Source organism: Bradyrhizobium sp. 141 (genome assembly GCF_023074055.1).
Lineage (GTDB): Bacteria > Pseudomonadota > Alphaproteobacteria > Rhizobiales > Xanthobacteraceae > Bradyrhizobium.
Genome location: NZ_JADPKR010000082.1, coordinates 239,247 through 255,563 on the forward strand (window position 1 = coordinate 239,247; position 16,317 = coordinate 255,563).

A 16,317-nucleotide genomic window follows, 5' to 3' on the forward strand; every position below is an offset into this window, starting at 1 on the left:
GCGACCTCAGCTCTTCTTCCTCGGCCCGCGCTCGGCCGGCGGCTCGCCGGCCTCAGTCGCAGGCGGGGAGGCCGCTGGCTTGTCGCCGCCACCTCCGCCTCCGCCGCCCTTGCGCGCGGACTCCTTGATGCCCTGCATGTCGCGCGCCTCGCGGATCAGGCCCGGCATTTTGGCGAGACTGCCGCCCTCGACGCCGATATCCGCCAGGATGGAGTCGATCAGCGGCGCCTGGACGCGGTAGCGCAGGGCGGAGTCGATGACCTCGTCGGTGGTGCTGCGGCCGCCATTGCCGCCATGGCCGTTGCCGTTGAGGCCGTCGACCTGGAGGATGCGGATGCCCTCGATCTTCTCCATCGGCTTGACGCTTTCGCGCACGATGCCCTCGATCCGGTCGAGCAGCTTGCGGCGGAACAGCGAGTAGCGCGCCTGATCGGTCAGCACGTTCTCAGCCTCGTTGAGCATCCGCTGCGCCTCGGCCTCGACCGCCGCGCGCACCCGCTCGGCTTCCGCGGCGATCCGGGTCTCCTCGGCCTGTTTCTCGGCGAGCAGCACCTCGACGGTCTTGCGCCGCTTGGCGATCTCGCTCTCGCGCGCGGTGATGACACGCTCGGTCGCTTCGGTCGCGCGCATCCGCGCTTCCTCGGCCGACGCCTTGGCGGCGGACTCTTCCAGAGACTTCAAATGAATGGCAATTGCCTTCTCCATCAGGACCGTCTCGACTTCCTTCTCGCGGTTGACTTCGAGCTTGCGCAATTCGCGCTCGCGGCCGACGCGGGCCTCGTCGAGGCCGCGGTCGGATGCGATGCGCGCGCGCTCGACCTCCTCGCGGGAGGCGATCTCGGCCTCCTGCAAGGATTGCACGCGGGCGACCTCGAGCTGCTCGATCGAGCGGCGGCGCTCGATGCGGGCGGCTTCCAGCGCCTGCTCGCGCGAGACGTCCGTGGTCTCGACCTCCTTGCGCGCGACGATCTCGGCCTGCCGGACCTGGCGGTCGGCGTCGATCCGCTCGGACTTCTTGGTCGACAGCGCGATGACGCGGTCCTCGTCGGCGATCTCGACCGCCTTCTTCTGCTCGATATTGAGCACCTCGCGCTTCTTGGAAGAATTGATGCGCTCGGCCTCGAGTGCCAGATCGACCGTGATGCGCTGGCGCTCGATGGCGTCGCGCCGCTTCAGCTCGGCCGCCTCCAGCACACCGGTGCGCTCGATTTCGAGCGATCGGGTATCACGCTCGGCCTGGATCCGCTCGGCTGCAACCGTCTTCTCCTGGGCGATGCGGGCCGCCTCGATCGCCTCGCGGGAGGCGATGTCGGCTTCCTCGACGGCGCGGTTGCGGGCGATCTCCAGCGAGCGCACGCGCTCCTCCTGGGCGATGCGGCTGGCCTCGGTGGCTTCGCGCGCGGCGATGCCGGCGACGTCCAGCGTCTGGTTGCGCTGGATCTCGAGCTGCCGCGTGTTCTGCTCGGCGGCGATGCGTTCGGCGGCTAGCGTCCGCTCGCGGGCGATGCGGGCCGCCTCGACCGCGCGTTGCGCCTCGATCTCGGCCTCCTGGATGGTGCGCACCTGCTGGATCTCCAGCGCGCGGGTGCGCTCGTCGGAGGAGATGCGCTCGACGTTGACGATCAGCGTCTGCGCGATGCGGGCCTTCTCGGTGGCTTCGCGGGCGGCGATCTCGGCCTCGTCGACGGCGCGCGTGCGCTCGATCTCGCGGCGCCTTGTCTCTTCCTCGTTGGCGATGCGGGCGTCGGTGACGACGCGATCCTGCTGAATCCGCGCCTTCTCGATGGCTTCGCGGGCGGAAATTTCGGCTTCCTCGACCGTGCGCATCCGCTCGATCTCGCGCTGGCGCACCTCGCGTTCCGAGGCGATGCGGGTCGTATCGATCGAGCGCTGGTTGGCGATCCTTGTCTTCTCGATCTCCTCGCGCGCCAGCAGCTCCTTCTCCTCGATGGTGCGGGTCCGCTCGATCTCTTTCTGGCGGGTTTCCCGCTCGGAGGCGATGCGGGCCTCCGCGATCGCCTGGTCATTGGCAATCCGGGCGCGCTCGATGGTCTCGCGCGCCGAGATCTGCGCCTGTTCGGCCTCGGTTTCGCGCAGCGCCCTCTCGCGGGCGACTTCCGTGCGCTGGAGCGCGCGGCGCATCTCGATGTCGCGTTCCTGCTCCAGGCGCGCGGTTTCGCTCTCGCGCTCGATCTCGAGCGCCTGCCGCTCGGCTTCCAGATTGCGGGCGCGGATCTTGATCATCGAGTCCTGTTCGATGTCGTTGCGCAGCTTCCGCTTGGCCTCGATGTCCTGCATCAGCTGGGTCAGGCCCTCGGCGTCGAACCGGTTCGAGGGGTTGAAGAATTCGAGATCGGTCTGGTCCAGATCGGTGATCGCGACCGATTCCAGCTCGAGGCCGTTCTGGGCGAGGGCCTCGGCGGCATTTGTCTTGACCCGCACGACATAGTCGCCGCGTCGCTCGTGCATCTCCTCCATCGTCATTTCGGAGGCGACCGAGCGGATCGCGGAGATGAACTTGCCGGCGAGGAGTGCATGGAGCTGCCCGGGTTCCATGGTGCGGCGACCGAGCGTCGCGGCCGCGATCGAGACCGCTTCGCGAGTCGGCTGCACCCGGACATAGAAATCGGCTTCGATGTCGACGCGCATGCGGTCGCGGGTGATCACGGCATCCTGCCTGGACCGGACGATGCCCATCGGCAGCACGTTCATGTTCACAGGCGTGTAGTCGTGGATGAACGGCAGCACGAAGGCGCCGCCATTGATCACCACGCGCTCGCCGAGGAAGCCGGTCCGGACGAACGAGGTCTCCTTGGAGGAGCGGTGATAGAGCCAGTTCACGATATAGACGCCGACCACGATCACGACGATCACGACGATCAGCCAGAGGATCAATTCACCGACCAGCATCCCCGACATCTTTCCCTCCTTCGAACTATCAGGCGTTATCGCGCGCCGATCGCCTTGAATTGACGTACCTGCTCCGTCAGCGCCCGCTCCACGGGCAATCGCTCCATCGAGGACGCGCCGTAGAAGCCATGGCAATGGCGGGTGTTCTTCATGATGAAATCGGCATCGGCGGGATCCGCGATCGGGCCGCCATGCGCCAGCACCAGGATGTCAGGATTGACGCTGAGCGCTGCGGATGCCCAGGTGTCGATCTGCGCCGGACAGTCCTTGAGCTTGGCCGCCGTCTGCGCGCCGATCGAGCCGCCGGTCGTCAGGCCCATGTGGCAGACGATGATGTCGGCGCCGGCGATCGCCATCGCGGCGGCCTCCTTCTCGCTGAACACGTAGGGTGTCGTCAGCATGTCCTTGTCGTGCGCCTTGGCGATCATGTCGATCTCCAGCGCGTAGGACATGCCGGTCTCCTCGAGATTGGCGCGGAACGTGCCGTCGATCAGGCCGACGGTCGGAAAGTTCTGGACGCCGGCAAATCCAAGCGCCTTCAACTGGTCGAGGAAGACGTCCATGTCGCGGAACGGATCGGTGCCGTTGACGCCCGCAAGCACCGGCGTCCCGGCGACCACGGGCAGCACTTCGTTTGCCATTTCGAGCACGATAGCGTTGGCATCACCATACGCCATCAGCCCGGCGAGCGAGCCGCGGCCAGCCATGCGGTAACGGCCGGAATTGTAGATCACGATGAGATCGACACCGCCGGCCTCCTCGCATTTGGCGGATAGCCCGGTGCCGGCGCCACCGCCGACGATCGGCTCGCCGCGCCTCGCCATGTCGCGAAACCTCTTCAGCAGCGCTGCGCGTTCAAACCTTGGCATCGGTCACCTCGCTAGTCTCCGCCGCGCGCCGGTGCGGCCGAACAGGGTTCGGAACGCGCTGACGACGGCGGCGGCGAATTCGGGATCGTTGATGTTCTTGGGCATGCGGATGAGCTGGCGGTTGCCGGTCTGCCGCACGGTACGCTCCAGCGTGCGGAACAGTGCGGCGTCGGCTTCAGGATCCCAGAACGGTTGACCCCGCGCATCGAGCGCGGAGACGCCGGCCTCTGGCAGGAAGAAGCGCACAGGGCCATCCATCTGGTTGAGCCGCTCGCCAATCCAGCGGCCCATCCGCTCGTTCTCTTCCACGGTCGTCCGCATCAACGTCACCTGCGGATTGTGGACGTGGAATTTGCGGCCGCGGTAACGTTCGGGAATGGTGTCGGGCGCGCCGAAATTGACCATGTCGAGGGCGCCGACCGAGCCGACATAGGGGATGCGCGTGCGGATGATCGCACCGAAGCGGTCGTCCGTCGCCGGAAAGACGCCGCCCATGAGGAGATCGCAGACCTCGGTCGTGGTGAGGTCGATGACGCCGGCGAGCTGGCCGGACTCGACGAGTTTTTCCATGGAACGGCCGCCGACGCCGGTAGCATGGAAGACCAGGCACTCGAAATCGTCACGCAAATCGGCGGCGATCTTCTGCACCGCCGGCGTCGTCACGCCGAACATGGTGATACCGACCGGGGGCAGCTTGCTGGCCTCGTGGGCCGTCGCGGCGCGTCCATCCAGCCGCGCCCTCACCATGCCGGCGAGCGCATTGGCGCCATTGGCCAGCACCGCGCGCGAAATCGAGTTCAGCCCCTGCACGTCGGTGACCGAGTACATCATCGTGATATCGACGGGGCCGACATAGGGCCCGACGTCACCGGACGCGACGGAGGAGACGATCACCTTCGGCACCCCGACCGGGAGCGCGCGCATCCCCGGGGCGACCAGCGAGGCCGCGCCGGAGCCGCCGGCCGAGATCACGCCGGCGACATTGCCCTGGCGCCGCAGCCAGCTGGCGAACGCATCGGCCATCGCGGTCACCGCGGCGCCGCGGTCGGGGCCGAACACGGCGGAGCCGCCGCGGCCGTGATTGAGGGCGATCTCCTGCGCGGAGACATCGCAGGACGAATGTTTGCCGCTGGTCGAGACGTCGACCAGCCGGGTGCGCAGGCCGCTTTCGGCGATGATGTCGCGGATGAAGCGCAGCTCGAGGCCCTTGGTGTCGAGCGTGCCGACGACCAGCACCACGGGTGGGCCGGCGGTCTGCGCCGCCACCGGCTCGCGCTTGCGCCGCGCTGTCTCGTCGAGCCGCGCCACTTGCGTCGAGAGCGTGCGCGCTGCGGCCTCGATGCGGGCGATTGGCACCGGTTGTGACCACCGCGTCGGAAGCGTCGGGTTGGAGATGTAGATGCGGATCGGCCCGTCGCGCCGTGGCGCCGGCGCCGGTTTTGCCTCGGGGCCGGACGCGGGGAGCTCGATATCCGGCTCGAGCTCGGCGTGAAGCCCGACGCCGAGCAGGCGCTGCTGAAGCTCGCGGTCGGCGGCGAGCCGCGCGGAATCGATGATGCGATTGATGCGACCGTTGACCATGATCGCGACGTTGCGCGCGATCGCGGTGGCGACGCCGATATTCTGCTCGATCACGAGCACGGACATGTCGCCGTCCTCCCCCAGTCGCAGCAGCATCTCCTCGACCTGCGCCACGATCACGGGCGCAAGGCCCTCGGTCGGCTCGTCCATGATCAAGAGCTGCGGATTGGTGAGCAGCGCGCGCGAAATCGCCAACATCTGCTGCTCGCCGCCGGAGAGCTGACCGCCTCCGTGATCCTTGCGCTCGGCGAGACGGGGGAAGGTGTCGTAGATGCGCTCGACGGTCCAGGCCCCGGAGCGCATCCCGCCGGCGAGCCGCAAATGCTCCTCGACGCTGAGCGAGCGCCAGAGCCGGCGGCCCTGCGGCACATAGCCGACGCCGAGCCGGGCGATCTGCGCTGAAGGCCGCCGTGTGACGTCCTCGCCGCGAACGCGGATCGATCCGCCGCTCACGCCGACCAGCCCCATGATCGCCTTGCACAGCGTGGTCTTGCCCATGCCGTTGCGGCCGACGACCGAGAACACGCCGCTCTCCAGCGTGAGGTCGACGCCTTGCAGGGCGTGCGAGTGACCGTAATAGACGTCGAGCCCGCGGACCTCGAGTGCAGCGGCAGAGCGGCGGACCTCATTCATGGCCGCCTCCGAGATAAAGCTCCTGCACCTCGGGGTCGGACTGGATCTCTTCCGGCACGCCCTCCTTGAAGACGCGGCCGTTGTGCATCATCGTGACGCTCTCGACGACGCGCAGGGCGACGTCCATGTCGTGCTCGATGATGATGTAGCCGATATGCGCCGGCAGGGAGGTCAGGATCTCGATCAGCTCGGCCCGTTCGGTCGGCGACAGGCCCGCGGCCGGCTCGTCGAACAGCACGAAGCGCGGCGCGCCGGCGAGCGCAAGTGCGATCTCGAGCTGGCGCTGCTGGCCGTGCGCGAGTTCGGCCACGCGCTGGTCCTTCACGGCGGAAAGATGCACGGCCTGGACCAGGTTGTCGGCCGCATGCATCAAGGCATCGTTCTGCCCGGGACGCAGGAACGAGAAGCGCCCGCGCGAGACGCCGCGGCAGGCGAGATAGACATTGTCCTGTACGGTGAGGCCGGGGAACAGCGCCGAGATCTGGTAGGTCCGGCGCAGCCCGCGGCGGATACGTTCATAGGGCGGGAAGTGCGTGACGTCCTCGCCGAAGAAGCGGATGGTGCCGGAGGAGGGCGCGAAGTCTCCGGTGATGCAGTTGAACAGCGTGGTCTTGCCGGCGCCGTTGGAGCCGAGCACGGCGCGGCGCTCGCCGGGGCGCACGGTCATGGTGACATCGGTCAGCGCCGCGAGCGCGCCGAACAACCTCGTCACGCCGCGCAGCTCCAGCGCGGCACCGGCGCCGACGGCCGAGAGGCGTTGCGCGACGCTATCCATGGCCGCGTCCTCTGCCAGGTTGATTTGCAGCCGGACGCCGCTGGCTCTGACGCCAGCGCTGCCACAGGCCGATGACGCCGTCCGAGGACCAGAACACGATGGCAAGGAAGCCGAGCCCAATCAGCAGCCGGAAGCGGTTGCCGTCGAGGCCGAGCCTGACCAGGAAGTCGAGCGCGAAGGTGCGCAGCAGCACGAATATCAGCGCGCCGATGAAGGGGCCGATCGGGCGCGTGATGCCGCCGACGACGGCGATGATCAGCACGTCGATGCAGGCCCCGACGCTGACCGAGCCCGGCGAAATCTGGCGGTAGTTCCAGACCTGGAGCACGCCGGCCAGCGCCGCCACGAAGGAGGCGAAGGCATAGGCGGCGATCCGGTGCGCATTGACGTTGAAGCCGAGCGCCGCCATGCGCCTCGGATTGTCGCGCACGCCCTGAAGGGCGAGGCCGAAGGGTGCGCGCGAAAGATATTCGACGGCGAAGTAGCAGAGCGCGGCGACCGCCAGCACGACATAATAGAAGGGAATGTCGGCGCGCCAGTTGACGCCCCAGAAGTGCGGCGTGGCCACGGTGTTGATGCCGGTATGGCCGTTGAAGATCGCCCAGTTCTGATTGGTGAAATAATAGAACGCCGCGCCAATCGCGAGCGTGATCATGATGGTGTAGATGCCCTCGGTGCGCACCGCGAGCGCGCCCCCGAGCGTGCCGAACGCGGTTGCCAGCGCCAGCGCCATGGGCACCGCGAGCCACCACGGCCAGCCCAGGCTGATATTGGCGTTGCCGCTGATGCCGAACACCGCGACCATGTAGGCCGAGAAGCCCGCGATGGTGAGCTGCATCAGGCTGACCATCCCGCCATAGCCGGCGAGGAACATCAGGCTGAGCGCCATGGTGCCGAGAATCAAGGTGGAGGCGAAGATCTCGATCAGGAAGAAGCCGTTGGCGATCAGCGGCATGATCAGGAGGATGACGGCGACGACCCAGGCCGCGGGATTGTTGATCTCCGGCCACGTCCGTGCCGCGCGCTGCGCCATTGTGGCGGGACGAGCGGCAACGCGGGCATCTTGGGCGAGCGACATGTCAGCGCCTCGCCAATAGGCCTTGCGGCCGGATCGCCAGCACCAGCACCATGATCAGGAAGGTCACGACGATGGCATAGGTCGGGATGTAGACCGAGCCGAGCTGTTCGGCGAGGCCGATGATCAGCGCGCCGAGCGCGGCGCCAGGGATCGAGCCCATGCCGCCCACGATCACGACGACAAGGGAGGCGAGCAGGAAGCGAATGTCCTCGCCGGGCGAGAGCGACTGGAAGGTGCCGCCGACGACGCCGGCGATCCCGGCAAGTCCCGCGCCGAACGCGAACACCAGCACGAAGACGAGCTGGATACGCACGCCTGTCGCGGCGAGGATATCGCGGTCGTCGACGCCGGCGCGAATGATCATGCCGATGCGGGTGCGATTGAGCGCGAGCCACATCGCCACGCCGATGATCACGGACGCTGCGAAGATCACCAGCCGCACCATGGGATATCTGAGATAGACCGGCTCACCCGAGGACTTGATCGCCGTGATCAGCGGCAGCTCCACGGGGCCGATCAGCCAGTTCGGCGTTTGGACCTGGTAGAAATCGCCGCCGCAGGCCCACAGCATGAGGTCGGCGAACACGATCGAAAGCCCGATCGTCACCATGGTCTGCCTAAGATCCTGTCCCTCCATCCGGCGGAACACGATCACCTGGAGCAGGACGCCGACCAGGGCGGTGAGGATGAAGGCGACGATGAAGCTGAGCACCCAGGACCCGGTCGCCGTGCTGATGGCGTAGCCGACATAGCCGCCGAACAGATAGAGCGAGCCGTGCGCGAGGTTGACGTTGCGCATCAGCCCGAAGATCAGCGTGAAGCCGCTGGCGACGAGGAAGTAGAGCCCTCCGAGCGTGATGCCGTTGAAGACGGCATTGAGGAAGACGCGCTTGCGGCCGACGGCCTCTTCGAGGCCCGGCGGCCAGACCGCGAAGATCAGCCAGAGCGCGACGGCAACGGCAATGATTGCGATCAACGCCCAGGCCGGATGGCGTTCGACAAAGCGGCTCATGGCTTCACCTCGCCCCGCTTGCGGGGAGAGGTCGCGCCGAAGGCGCGGGTGAGGGGGAGCCTGCGCGAGTCGAACTGCCACCGACCTCGTGGAGACTCCCCCTCACCCCGACCCTCCCAGAGCGAGCGAAGCTCGTCTCGGCCCCGCAAGCGGGGCGAGGTGGCATGCAAGCCGATGCCGGCTGCTGGCCTCGCCATGGACGTGCGCTCCCGTCGGTCGCAATCCTCTTTCGGGATCGCGTTGCCGACATCCTAGCCGGGCCCGGAAGGGAACGTTTGATCGTGAGTATCTTTTCGCGCAGAGATCAGGCGCGCAAAATCTTGGCTGCGCGACGATAATCGGTCGGGGCCATCCCGACATTGGCGGCGAAGAAGCGGGTGAAACCGCTCTGCGAGGAAAAGCCGAGATCGAAGCCGATATCGGCGATCGGCGTCTCGCTTGCCACCAGCGCTTCGAGCGCCTGTTCCATGATCAGCGTGTTGAGATAGAGGTTCGGCGTAACGCCGGTCTGCACGCGGAATAGCCGGTAGAAATGTGGCCGCGACAGGCCGGATTCCCGCGCGATGGTGTCGAGCTCGATCTCAGCGCCGGGGCTTTCCGACATCATCTTGATGCATTTGCGCACGCGAAAATCAGTGACGGAGCCGCTTGCGCGCGGATCGCGGGCGATGTCGGCCTGCTGCCAGCTTTCGTCGTAGCAGATGTCGATCAGCCTCCGCAGCTCGGAATCCAGACTGGAGAGCGATGGTGCGCCGCACACGAGCGCGGCGGTCCGCCTGATGTGCTTGTCGAGTGCCGGCGTGCGCTTGAACTGGGTGCGGCCGAAACGCAGCCGGTGGGTGCCGGATGCATCGGGCGCGAACCATTCCGCATTGACATAAAGCACGAAGAAGATCGCGCCGCCGTCCAGGTCGGCAGGCAGGAAGTTGTGCGGCTCCCAGGGATTGACCGCGACGACGGACGTCTCGGTGAGATCGTAGTGCCCGTCGGAAACGTCGATGCATGCGGACATGCCGCCGACATGGAAGATCAGATGACCTTCACGATGGGCGTGGATGTTGAAAGGGCGGTTCAACTGATAAACCGTCGCCCGACCGAACCGGCCGTGGAAGACGGCGAGCGCACGGCTCATGCCTTCCCCTCCCGAATGTTCTTGTCTTTTCACGCAGCGTTCAACAACACCGGCGAGATTGCAAGAGCGGAGAGCGACCGCGTCAGCAAGTCGCTCCCCGATTGTCCGTTGCAGCCGTGATGCGTCAGTACTTCTTACATTCCGGCACGGTGCGGCTCGGCAACCCGATCTTGGAGAATACGGCCGGATCGTAGCCCAGCGTCTGGTTCACGTTCGGGATTACCTTCACGACCTTGCTGAACAGCGCGCCCTTGCCGTCGTCGACGACTTCGGTGACGAAGTTGGTACCGATCGCCTGGCGGTTGGAGTCGAGCTTGATCTTGCCGTTCGGCGCATCGATCTCGATCTTCGCCAGTGCCTCCTTGAACTTCGACTGGTTGTTGGAGAGATCGCCATTGACCTGACGCAGTGCGAGGATCAGCGCCATGGTCGAGTCATAGTAATTGGTCGCGAGCAGCGACGGGCTCGGGAAGCGCTTGTTGGGCGGGAAGGCGTCTTGATAGGCCTTCACGAATTTCTGCCAATTGGGATCCTCCCAGGTGTCGGCCTGGCCGCTCGCGGCGATGGTGCCGATGAGGGCGTTCTTGGCGTTGCCCTTGGACGACAGGATGGTCTGATCAATCATGATGGAACCGCCCATCAGATGCGCCTTGCCGCCGGCCTGCTGATACTGATTGAGGAAATTGACGGCGTCGGCGCCACCAAGGCCGAGATAGATGGCGTCAACGTCATCGGGCAGAGCGGCGATGACCGAGGCGAAATCCTTGGTGCCGAGCGGCACCCATTGCCGGTTCGTGACTTGCCCGCCCGCGCCGCAGAATTCGAGCACGAGGCCGAACACCTGCGTGTAGATGAAGGAGTAGTCCTCGCCGACGGTTGCGATCTTGCGATACTTCTTTTCGTCATAGGCGTATTTGCCGAGGCCCACCTGCCATTGTGCGCCGTCCATGTTGTAACGGAAGAAGTTCGGGGCAGGATCGACGTAAGTTGTTTCCTGCGCACCTGAAGCGGCGTTGATGAACGTCAGCTCGGGATGGGTTTTCGCAAAATTCTTCACCGCAATGCCCTCGTCGCCGGAGAGCGGCGAGAGCAGGATCTGCACCTTGTCCTGCTCGATCAGCTTGCGCACGGCGCGCACCGCGGAGTCCGGCGTCGCGTCGGTCGAGGCGACGATGAACTCGAGCTCCTTGTCGCCGATCTTCTTGCCCAGCACGTTGAGCGCGGTCTGGTGGCCGCGCATGCCGTCCTCGCCGAGCACCGTGTAGGTACCCTCGAGCGTCGCGGTCACGCCCACCTTGATCTTTTCCTGGGCGATCGCTGCGCCCGAAAGAAACAGGCTGCTCAGCGCGAGCAGTCCCACACTGCATTTCAACATTGTGCTCCTCCCTGTGTCGTCGATTATGGCCGCAGCGAACCGGCGCGGCGCCGCATGACTCTCGAAGGCTGGCTCTCGAAGGCCCGCGGCTTTGAAGAGAAGCTAGCCGAAGTCGGATGCGGTGCATGCGTGAGCGCCTCGTCCGGTTTGACGGGCAGTCTCATTTTTGAATGTTGCGGCGCAAATGGTTCCGCGGTGCAGCAGTGCAGTTACAGGAACGCTTCCGGCGGGGCTCCGTTAGCGGAGCAGATTGCCTGGAGCCGCTTCATGACCGACTATCCAAAGCCACCTTATCCTCCGCAGCAGCAACCGATGCCCGGTTCGACGCGTGCGATGCAGCCACGCCCCGATCATGGCGAGGAGAGCTACAGAGGCGCCGGACGTCTGGCCGGAAAGAAGGCGCTCATCACCGGAGGTGACAGCGGCATCGGCCGCGCGGTCGCGATCGCCTACGCGCGTGAAGGCGCCGACATCGTCATCTCCTATTTGAACGAGGACGAGGATGCGGCCGAGGTCAAGGCGCTGGTGGAGCGGGAGGGACGCAAGGCCGTCCTGATTCCCGGCGACATCCGCAATCCCGAGCACTGCCGCTCCATCGTGCGTCGCACCGTCGAGGAGCTCGGCGGCATTGATATCCTCGTCAACAATGCGGCCCATCAGGCCACGTTCAGGGATATCGGAGACATCAGCGACGAGGAGTGGCAGCGGACGTTCGAGACCAACATCCACGCCATGTTCTATCTGACCAAGGCCGCCGTTCCTCATATGCGGCCGGGAGCTGCGATCATCAACACGGCGTCGGTGAACTCGGACATGCCGAACCCGACCCTGCTGGCCTACGCCACGACCAAGGGCGCCATCCAGAATTTTACCGGCGGGCTTGCGCAAATGCTGGCCGAGAAGGGCATTCGGGTCAACGCCGTTGCGCCGGGTCCGATCTGGACGCCGCTGATTCCCTCGACCATGTCGGAGGAAAGGGTCAAAAACTTCGGCAAGCAGGTCCCGATGCAGCGCGCCGGCCAGCCGGCCGAGCTCGCAACCGCCTATGTCATGCTGGCCGATCCGCTCTCGAGCTACACCTCGGGGGCGACGTTGGCCGTCACCGGCGGAAAGCCGTTTATCTGACGAGGACCGTGGCGGCGCCGGAAGCCGGGCCGCCACGTCTCAATCGTCACATCTCGATCAGGCGGCGATCTCGATCAGGCGGCGTTGGACGCCTTGGCGTTAACGCCCTTGCGAAGCGCCACCGTGTTCAGCTTGGTGTTGGCAGCCTTCTCTTCATTCAGATTGGTGGTGAGGAAGCGCACGATGTCGTCGTGGCCGAGTTTTTCGGCCCATGCGATCAGCGTGCCGTAGCGGCACATCTCGTAGTGCTCCACGGCTTGTGCATTGGCGACAATGGCGGCGTCGAGCACGGCCTTGTCCTCGATCTCACCCGCGGTCGCGTCGGCTTCCTCGATGAGGCCGTCGATGGCCGGACACTGCGTGCCGCGGGGCTCCTTGCCGAGCTTCGCGAACACTTTGTCGAGCCGTTCGACCTGCTTGTTGGTCTCGTCCAGATGCGCTTTCAGCCCAGTGGCGAGATCCCTGTTGGTCGCCTTGTCGATCATCTTGGGCAGCGCCTTCAGGATCTGCTGCTCCGCGTAATAGATGTCCTGCAGCCCGTGCAGCAGCAGGTCTTCCATCGATTTGATGTCCTTGGTGAAGAATCCCATAAAAGACGCCTCCTTTTCACAATGATGACACTGGAACGCTAGACGGCTGCAGCTGTTCCATTTCCGTGTGCAGACCAGGAGAGCCGAATGAGCGATGGAGTTGATCATCTCGCGGGCCTGCTCGGACGCGCGGCCATGGACGTGTGGGGCGACATGCCTCGCGACATCCAGGAGGCGCTGTTCGAGACCGCCATGAAGGGACGCGCGAGCGAGCGTGAGGAGCTCGCGCGGCTGCTGCACGAGCGGCATCCGCGAACGCTTCATCCGGCCCGGCCGGGATGATGCAACGGAACGATCGCGCGAGCTCATGATTGGTAAACTGAGTGGCGCGTCGCCGAATGTCTCGCACGAGACCGCGGCAGGCGCATCGCTCAACCGTTGATCAAATCTGTGAGTCGATCGCCGTGACTGAGATGAACATCGGAAAATGGTACGACCCGATCTCGGAGCGGTGGATCGTGCCTCGCGAAACGCGCGCCGATTATGGTCAGTCCAGCGTCGAGAAGGTGCCGGATGGCCACGAGCGGGGCGAGGCGCAGCGGATCTGGCAGCTGTTGGTCGATTGCTGCGCGGGTGAGTGAGCCCGAACTCCGGCGCGCCTGTTAGGGGCGCCCTCTCCAAGTGCGCATCGTCATAGTGTGATCACGAAGTTCGCCGCGCGGGGCAGCCCAGCGTTTCCGTCAAGGCTGATCTCGACGACGTCCGGAGCAGATCGGTATATTACCAGCCCGGATGCAGACCGGACCCGGAACGAGGATCAGACGATGGACGATACGATTGGCTTCCCCGACCCCGATCTCGACCTGTCGGATGGCTTCAAGCCGCACACCTCGCATTGGGGCGTGTTTTCCGCGCGTCAGGGCGCGGCCGGGCTGGAGGTCAGGGCCTATGCGGGCGACCCCGATCCAAACGGCATCATCGACAATTTTCCCGGTGCGCTCCGCCACCAGGCGCGCATCGCCCAGCCGGCGATCCGCCGCGGCTGGCTCGAGCGCGGGCCGGGCCCCGACAATCGCCGCGGCCGCGACGAGTTCGTCTCCGTCAGCTGGGAGAAGGCTATCGCTCTCCTCGGCGACGAGCTCTGCCGTATCCGCGACACGCGCGGCCCCGGCGCCGTGTTCGGCGGGTCCTATGGCTGGTCGAGCGCCGGCCGCTTTCATCACGCCCAGAGCCAGGTGCATCGCTTCCTCAACATCGCGATGGGCGGCTATCTCCGCTCGGTGAACACTTACTCGTCGGGCGCGTCGTCGGTGCTGCTGCCGCAGATTCTGGCGGGCTATGAGGACATCACCAAGCGCAACGTCACCTGGGAGCAGATCGCCGAGGACACCGACATCGTGCTGGCGTTCGGCGGCATGGCGCTGAAGAACTCCATGGTGGCCGGCGGCTCGATCAGCAAGCATGTCGAGCGCGGCGCCATGGCAGCGGCGCGCCGGCGCGGCTGCGAATTCGTTCTGGTCAGCCCGCTCCGCGATGATCTGCCGGTCGAGGCCGGTGCCGAATGGATGAGCTGCGTTCCCGGCACCGACACCGCCTTGATGCTCGGCATCGTCCACACGCTGGTCAGCGAAGGTCTGCACGACCAGGCCTTCCTCGATCGCTACACCGAGGGCTGGCCGGTCTTCCTGCGCTATCTCATGGGCGAAAGCGATGGCCAGCCCAAACACGCCGAATGGGCTGCGGCCATCTCAGGCGTCGATGCCGAGACGATCCGAAAGCTCGCGCGCCGCGCCGCCGGCAAGCGCGCGCTGATCACCGTCTCGCATTCGCTGCAGCGCGCCGAGCATGGCGAGCAGCCGGTGTGGATGGGCATGGTGCTGGCGGCAGCGCTCGGCCAGATCGGCCTTCCCGGCGGCGGTTACGCCTATTCGCTCGGGGCGATCGGCTATTACGGCCGCCGCGTCAATGACGTGCCGGGGCCGACGCTGGGGCAGGGCCGTAACGGCGTCGCCGATTTCATTCCCGTGGCGCGCATCGCCGACATGCTGCTCAAGCCCGGCACCGCCTATCGTTACAATGGCGAGACGCGCACCTATCCGGACATCCGCCTGGTCTATTGGGCCGGCGGCAATCCCTTCCACCATCACCAGGACATCAACCGCCTGCGCAAAGCCTTTGCGCAACTCGACACCTTCGTCGTGCACGAGCTCGCCTGGACCGCCACGGCCCGGCATGCCGACATCGTGCTGCCCGCGACGATGACGCTCGAACGCGAGGACATCGGCTATTCCACCAACGATCCCCTGATGGTCGCCATGCACAAGGTCGCCGAGCCGTTTGGCCTTGCGCGCGACGACTACGACATCTTCGCCGATCTCGCCGATCGTCTCGGGGCCCGCGAACCTTTCACCGAGGGACGTACGTCGCGGCAATGGCTGGAGCATCTCTACGAGCCGACCCGCGCCTCGCTTGCGAAGCGCGGCCTCGAAGCCCCAACCTTCGACGAGTTCTGGGCGCGCGGCAGCCTGGTCGTGCCGCAGCAGCCCGATGACGGTGGCCGGCTGCGCCGTTTTCGCGAAGACCCGGTCGATCATGCCCTGCCGACGCCGAGCGGCCGCGTCGAGATCTTTTCGCAGAAGATCGCGGGCCACGGCGATGCGGATTGTCCCGGTCATCCGGTCTGGCTGGAGAAGACCGACATGCCGAAGCCGGGGGCGCCATGCTTCCTCGTCGCCAACCAGCCGGTGACGCGCCTGCACAGCCAGCTCGATTTCGGCGGACATTCGCTTGCCGCGAAACATCGCGGCCGCGAGGTCGCGCGAATGAACCCGGTTGATGCGAACGCGCGTGGCATTGGGGATGGCGACATCATCCGCCTGTTCAACGAGCGCGGCGCCTGCCTCGCCGCGGTCCACGTCACCGACGGCATCGCGCCCGGCGTGGTGCAGCTTCCGACCGGCGCCTGGTACGATCCGATGGATCCCGAGGACGAGGCGCCGCTCTGCGTTCACGGCAATCCCAATGTGCTCACCCGCGACATCGGGACCTCATCCCTGGCGCAGGGCTGCACCGGTCAGCTGACGGCGGTCGAGGTCGAGAAGTTCACCGGCAATCTGCCGCCGATCCGCGCGTTCGATCCGGCGTAGCGATCGGCGTGCCCCGGATGGAGCGCAGCGCAATCCGGGGTCCATCTATCATGACGATCGGCTGCGTCGCTCAAGATAGAAAAAGGGGCCGCTCCTGTGTGCGATCAGGGCGGCCCCGAGAGGCTCGCAGCCCCGGGAGGACGAGGGCGCG

13 protein-coding genes are annotated in these 16,317 nt (G+C 65.9%); 4 read left to right on the forward strand and 9 right to left on the reverse strand.

Annotation, left to right across the window (positions count from 1 at the left end; translation table 11 throughout):
• Positions 1–6: 6 nt before the first annotated feature.
• The 8 genes from IVA81_RS24485 to IVA81_RS24520 all read right to left on the reverse strand — a co-directional run bounded on the left by IVA81_RS24485 (position 7) and on the right by IVA81_RS24520 (position 11,365).
• Positions 7–2,919 carry a flotillin family protein gene (locus tag IVA81_RS24485; protein ID WP_247322705.1) on the reverse strand — a complete coding sequence of 971 codons (2,913 nt, stop codon included), beginning with the start codon at positions 2,917–2,919 and terminating at the stop codon, positions 7–9.
• A 26-nt stretch (positions 2,920–2,945) separates the two neighbouring features.
• Positions 2,946–3,779, reverse strand: a complete 834-nt coding sequence (locus IVA81_RS24490) for a phosphoenolpyruvate hydrolase family protein (protein WP_247322708.1) — start codon at positions 3,777–3,779, stop codon at positions 2,946–2,948.
• 3 nt (positions 3,780–3,782) lie between these two features.
• Positions 3,783–5,993 carry an ABC transporter permease gene (locus IVA81_RS24495; protein ID WP_247322710.1) on the reverse strand — a complete coding sequence of 737 codons (2,211 nt, stop codon included), beginning with the start codon at positions 5,991–5,993 and terminating at the stop codon, positions 3,783–3,785.
• Positions 5,986–6,768 carry an ABC transporter ATP-binding protein gene (locus IVA81_RS24500; RefSeq protein ID WP_247322712.1) on the reverse strand — a complete coding sequence of 261 codons (783 nt, stop codon included), beginning with the start codon at positions 6,766–6,768 and terminating at the stop codon, positions 5,986–5,988. The genes IVA81_RS24495 and IVA81_RS24500 overlap by 8 nt, the downstream gene beginning before the upstream one ends.
• The gene (locus IVA81_RS24505) at positions 6,761–7,846 is read right to left on the reverse strand and encodes a branched-chain amino acid ABC transporter permease (RefSeq protein ID WP_247322715.1); all 1,086 of its coding nucleotides are present in this window, start codon (positions 7,844–7,846) and stop codon (positions 6,761–6,763) included. Before IVA81_RS24505 ends, IVA81_RS24500 begins: the two co-directional genes overlap by 8 nt.
• Position 7,847: 1 nt before the next feature.
• Complete coding sequence (locus IVA81_RS24510) at positions 7,848–8,858, reverse strand: branched-chain amino acid ABC transporter permease (protein WP_247322716.1); 1,011 nt, start codon at positions 8,856–8,858, stop codon at positions 7,848–7,850.
• Positions 8,859–9,162: 304 nt separating this feature from the next.
• Positions 9,163–9,990, reverse strand: a complete 828-nt coding sequence (locus tag IVA81_RS24515) for an AraC family transcriptional regulator (RefSeq protein WP_247322718.1) — start codon at positions 9,988–9,990, stop codon at positions 9,163–9,165.
• Positions 9,991–10,114: 124 nt separating this feature from the next.
• Entirely contained in the window at positions 10,115–11,365 is a 1,251-nt protein-coding gene (locus IVA81_RS24520) for an ABC transporter substrate-binding protein (RefSeq protein ID WP_247322720.1), read from the reverse strand.
• Between the two features lie 267 nt (positions 11,366–11,632).
• Here IVA81_RS24520 and IVA81_RS24525 point away from each other — a divergent pair, with 267 nt between their 5' ends.
• A complete protein-coding gene (locus tag IVA81_RS24525) occupies positions 11,633–12,490 on the forward strand; it encodes an SDR family oxidoreductase (RefSeq protein ID WP_247322722.1) in 858 nt (285 codons plus the stop codon).
• 74 nt (positions 12,491–12,564) lie between these two features.
• On the opposite strand, the gene IVA81_RS24530 is transcribed toward IVA81_RS24525, so the two are convergent.
• Positions 12,565–13,080 (reverse strand): ferritin-like domain-containing protein, encoded by a 516-nt coding sequence (locus IVA81_RS24530; protein ID WP_247322724.1) that lies wholly within the window; start codon positions 13,078–13,080, stop codon positions 12,565–12,567.
• An 87-nt stretch (positions 13,081–13,167) separates the two neighbouring features.
• On the opposite strand from IVA81_RS24530, the gene IVA81_RS24535 reads away from it, so the two are divergent.
• The 3 genes from IVA81_RS24535 (at position 13,168) to IVA81_RS24545 (ending at position 16,166) form a co-directional block, all read left to right on the forward strand.
• Positions 13,168–13,362: a hypothetical protein gene (locus tag IVA81_RS24535; RefSeq protein WP_247322726.1), complete on the forward strand. Its 195-nt coding sequence runs from the start codon at positions 13,168–13,170 to the stop codon at positions 13,360–13,362.
• 122 nt (positions 13,363–13,484) lie between these two features.
• Complete coding sequence (locus tag IVA81_RS24540; RefSeq protein WP_247323220.1) at positions 13,485–13,661, forward strand: hypothetical protein; 177 nt, start codon at positions 13,485–13,487, stop codon at positions 13,659–13,661.
• A gap of 183 nt (positions 13,662–13,844) precedes the next feature.
• Entirely contained in the window at positions 13,845–16,166 is a 2,322-nt protein-coding gene (locus IVA81_RS24545; protein WP_247322727.1) for a molybdopterin guanine dinucleotide-containing S/N-oxide reductase, read from the forward strand.
• Positions 16,167–16,317 lie beyond the last annotated feature (151 nt).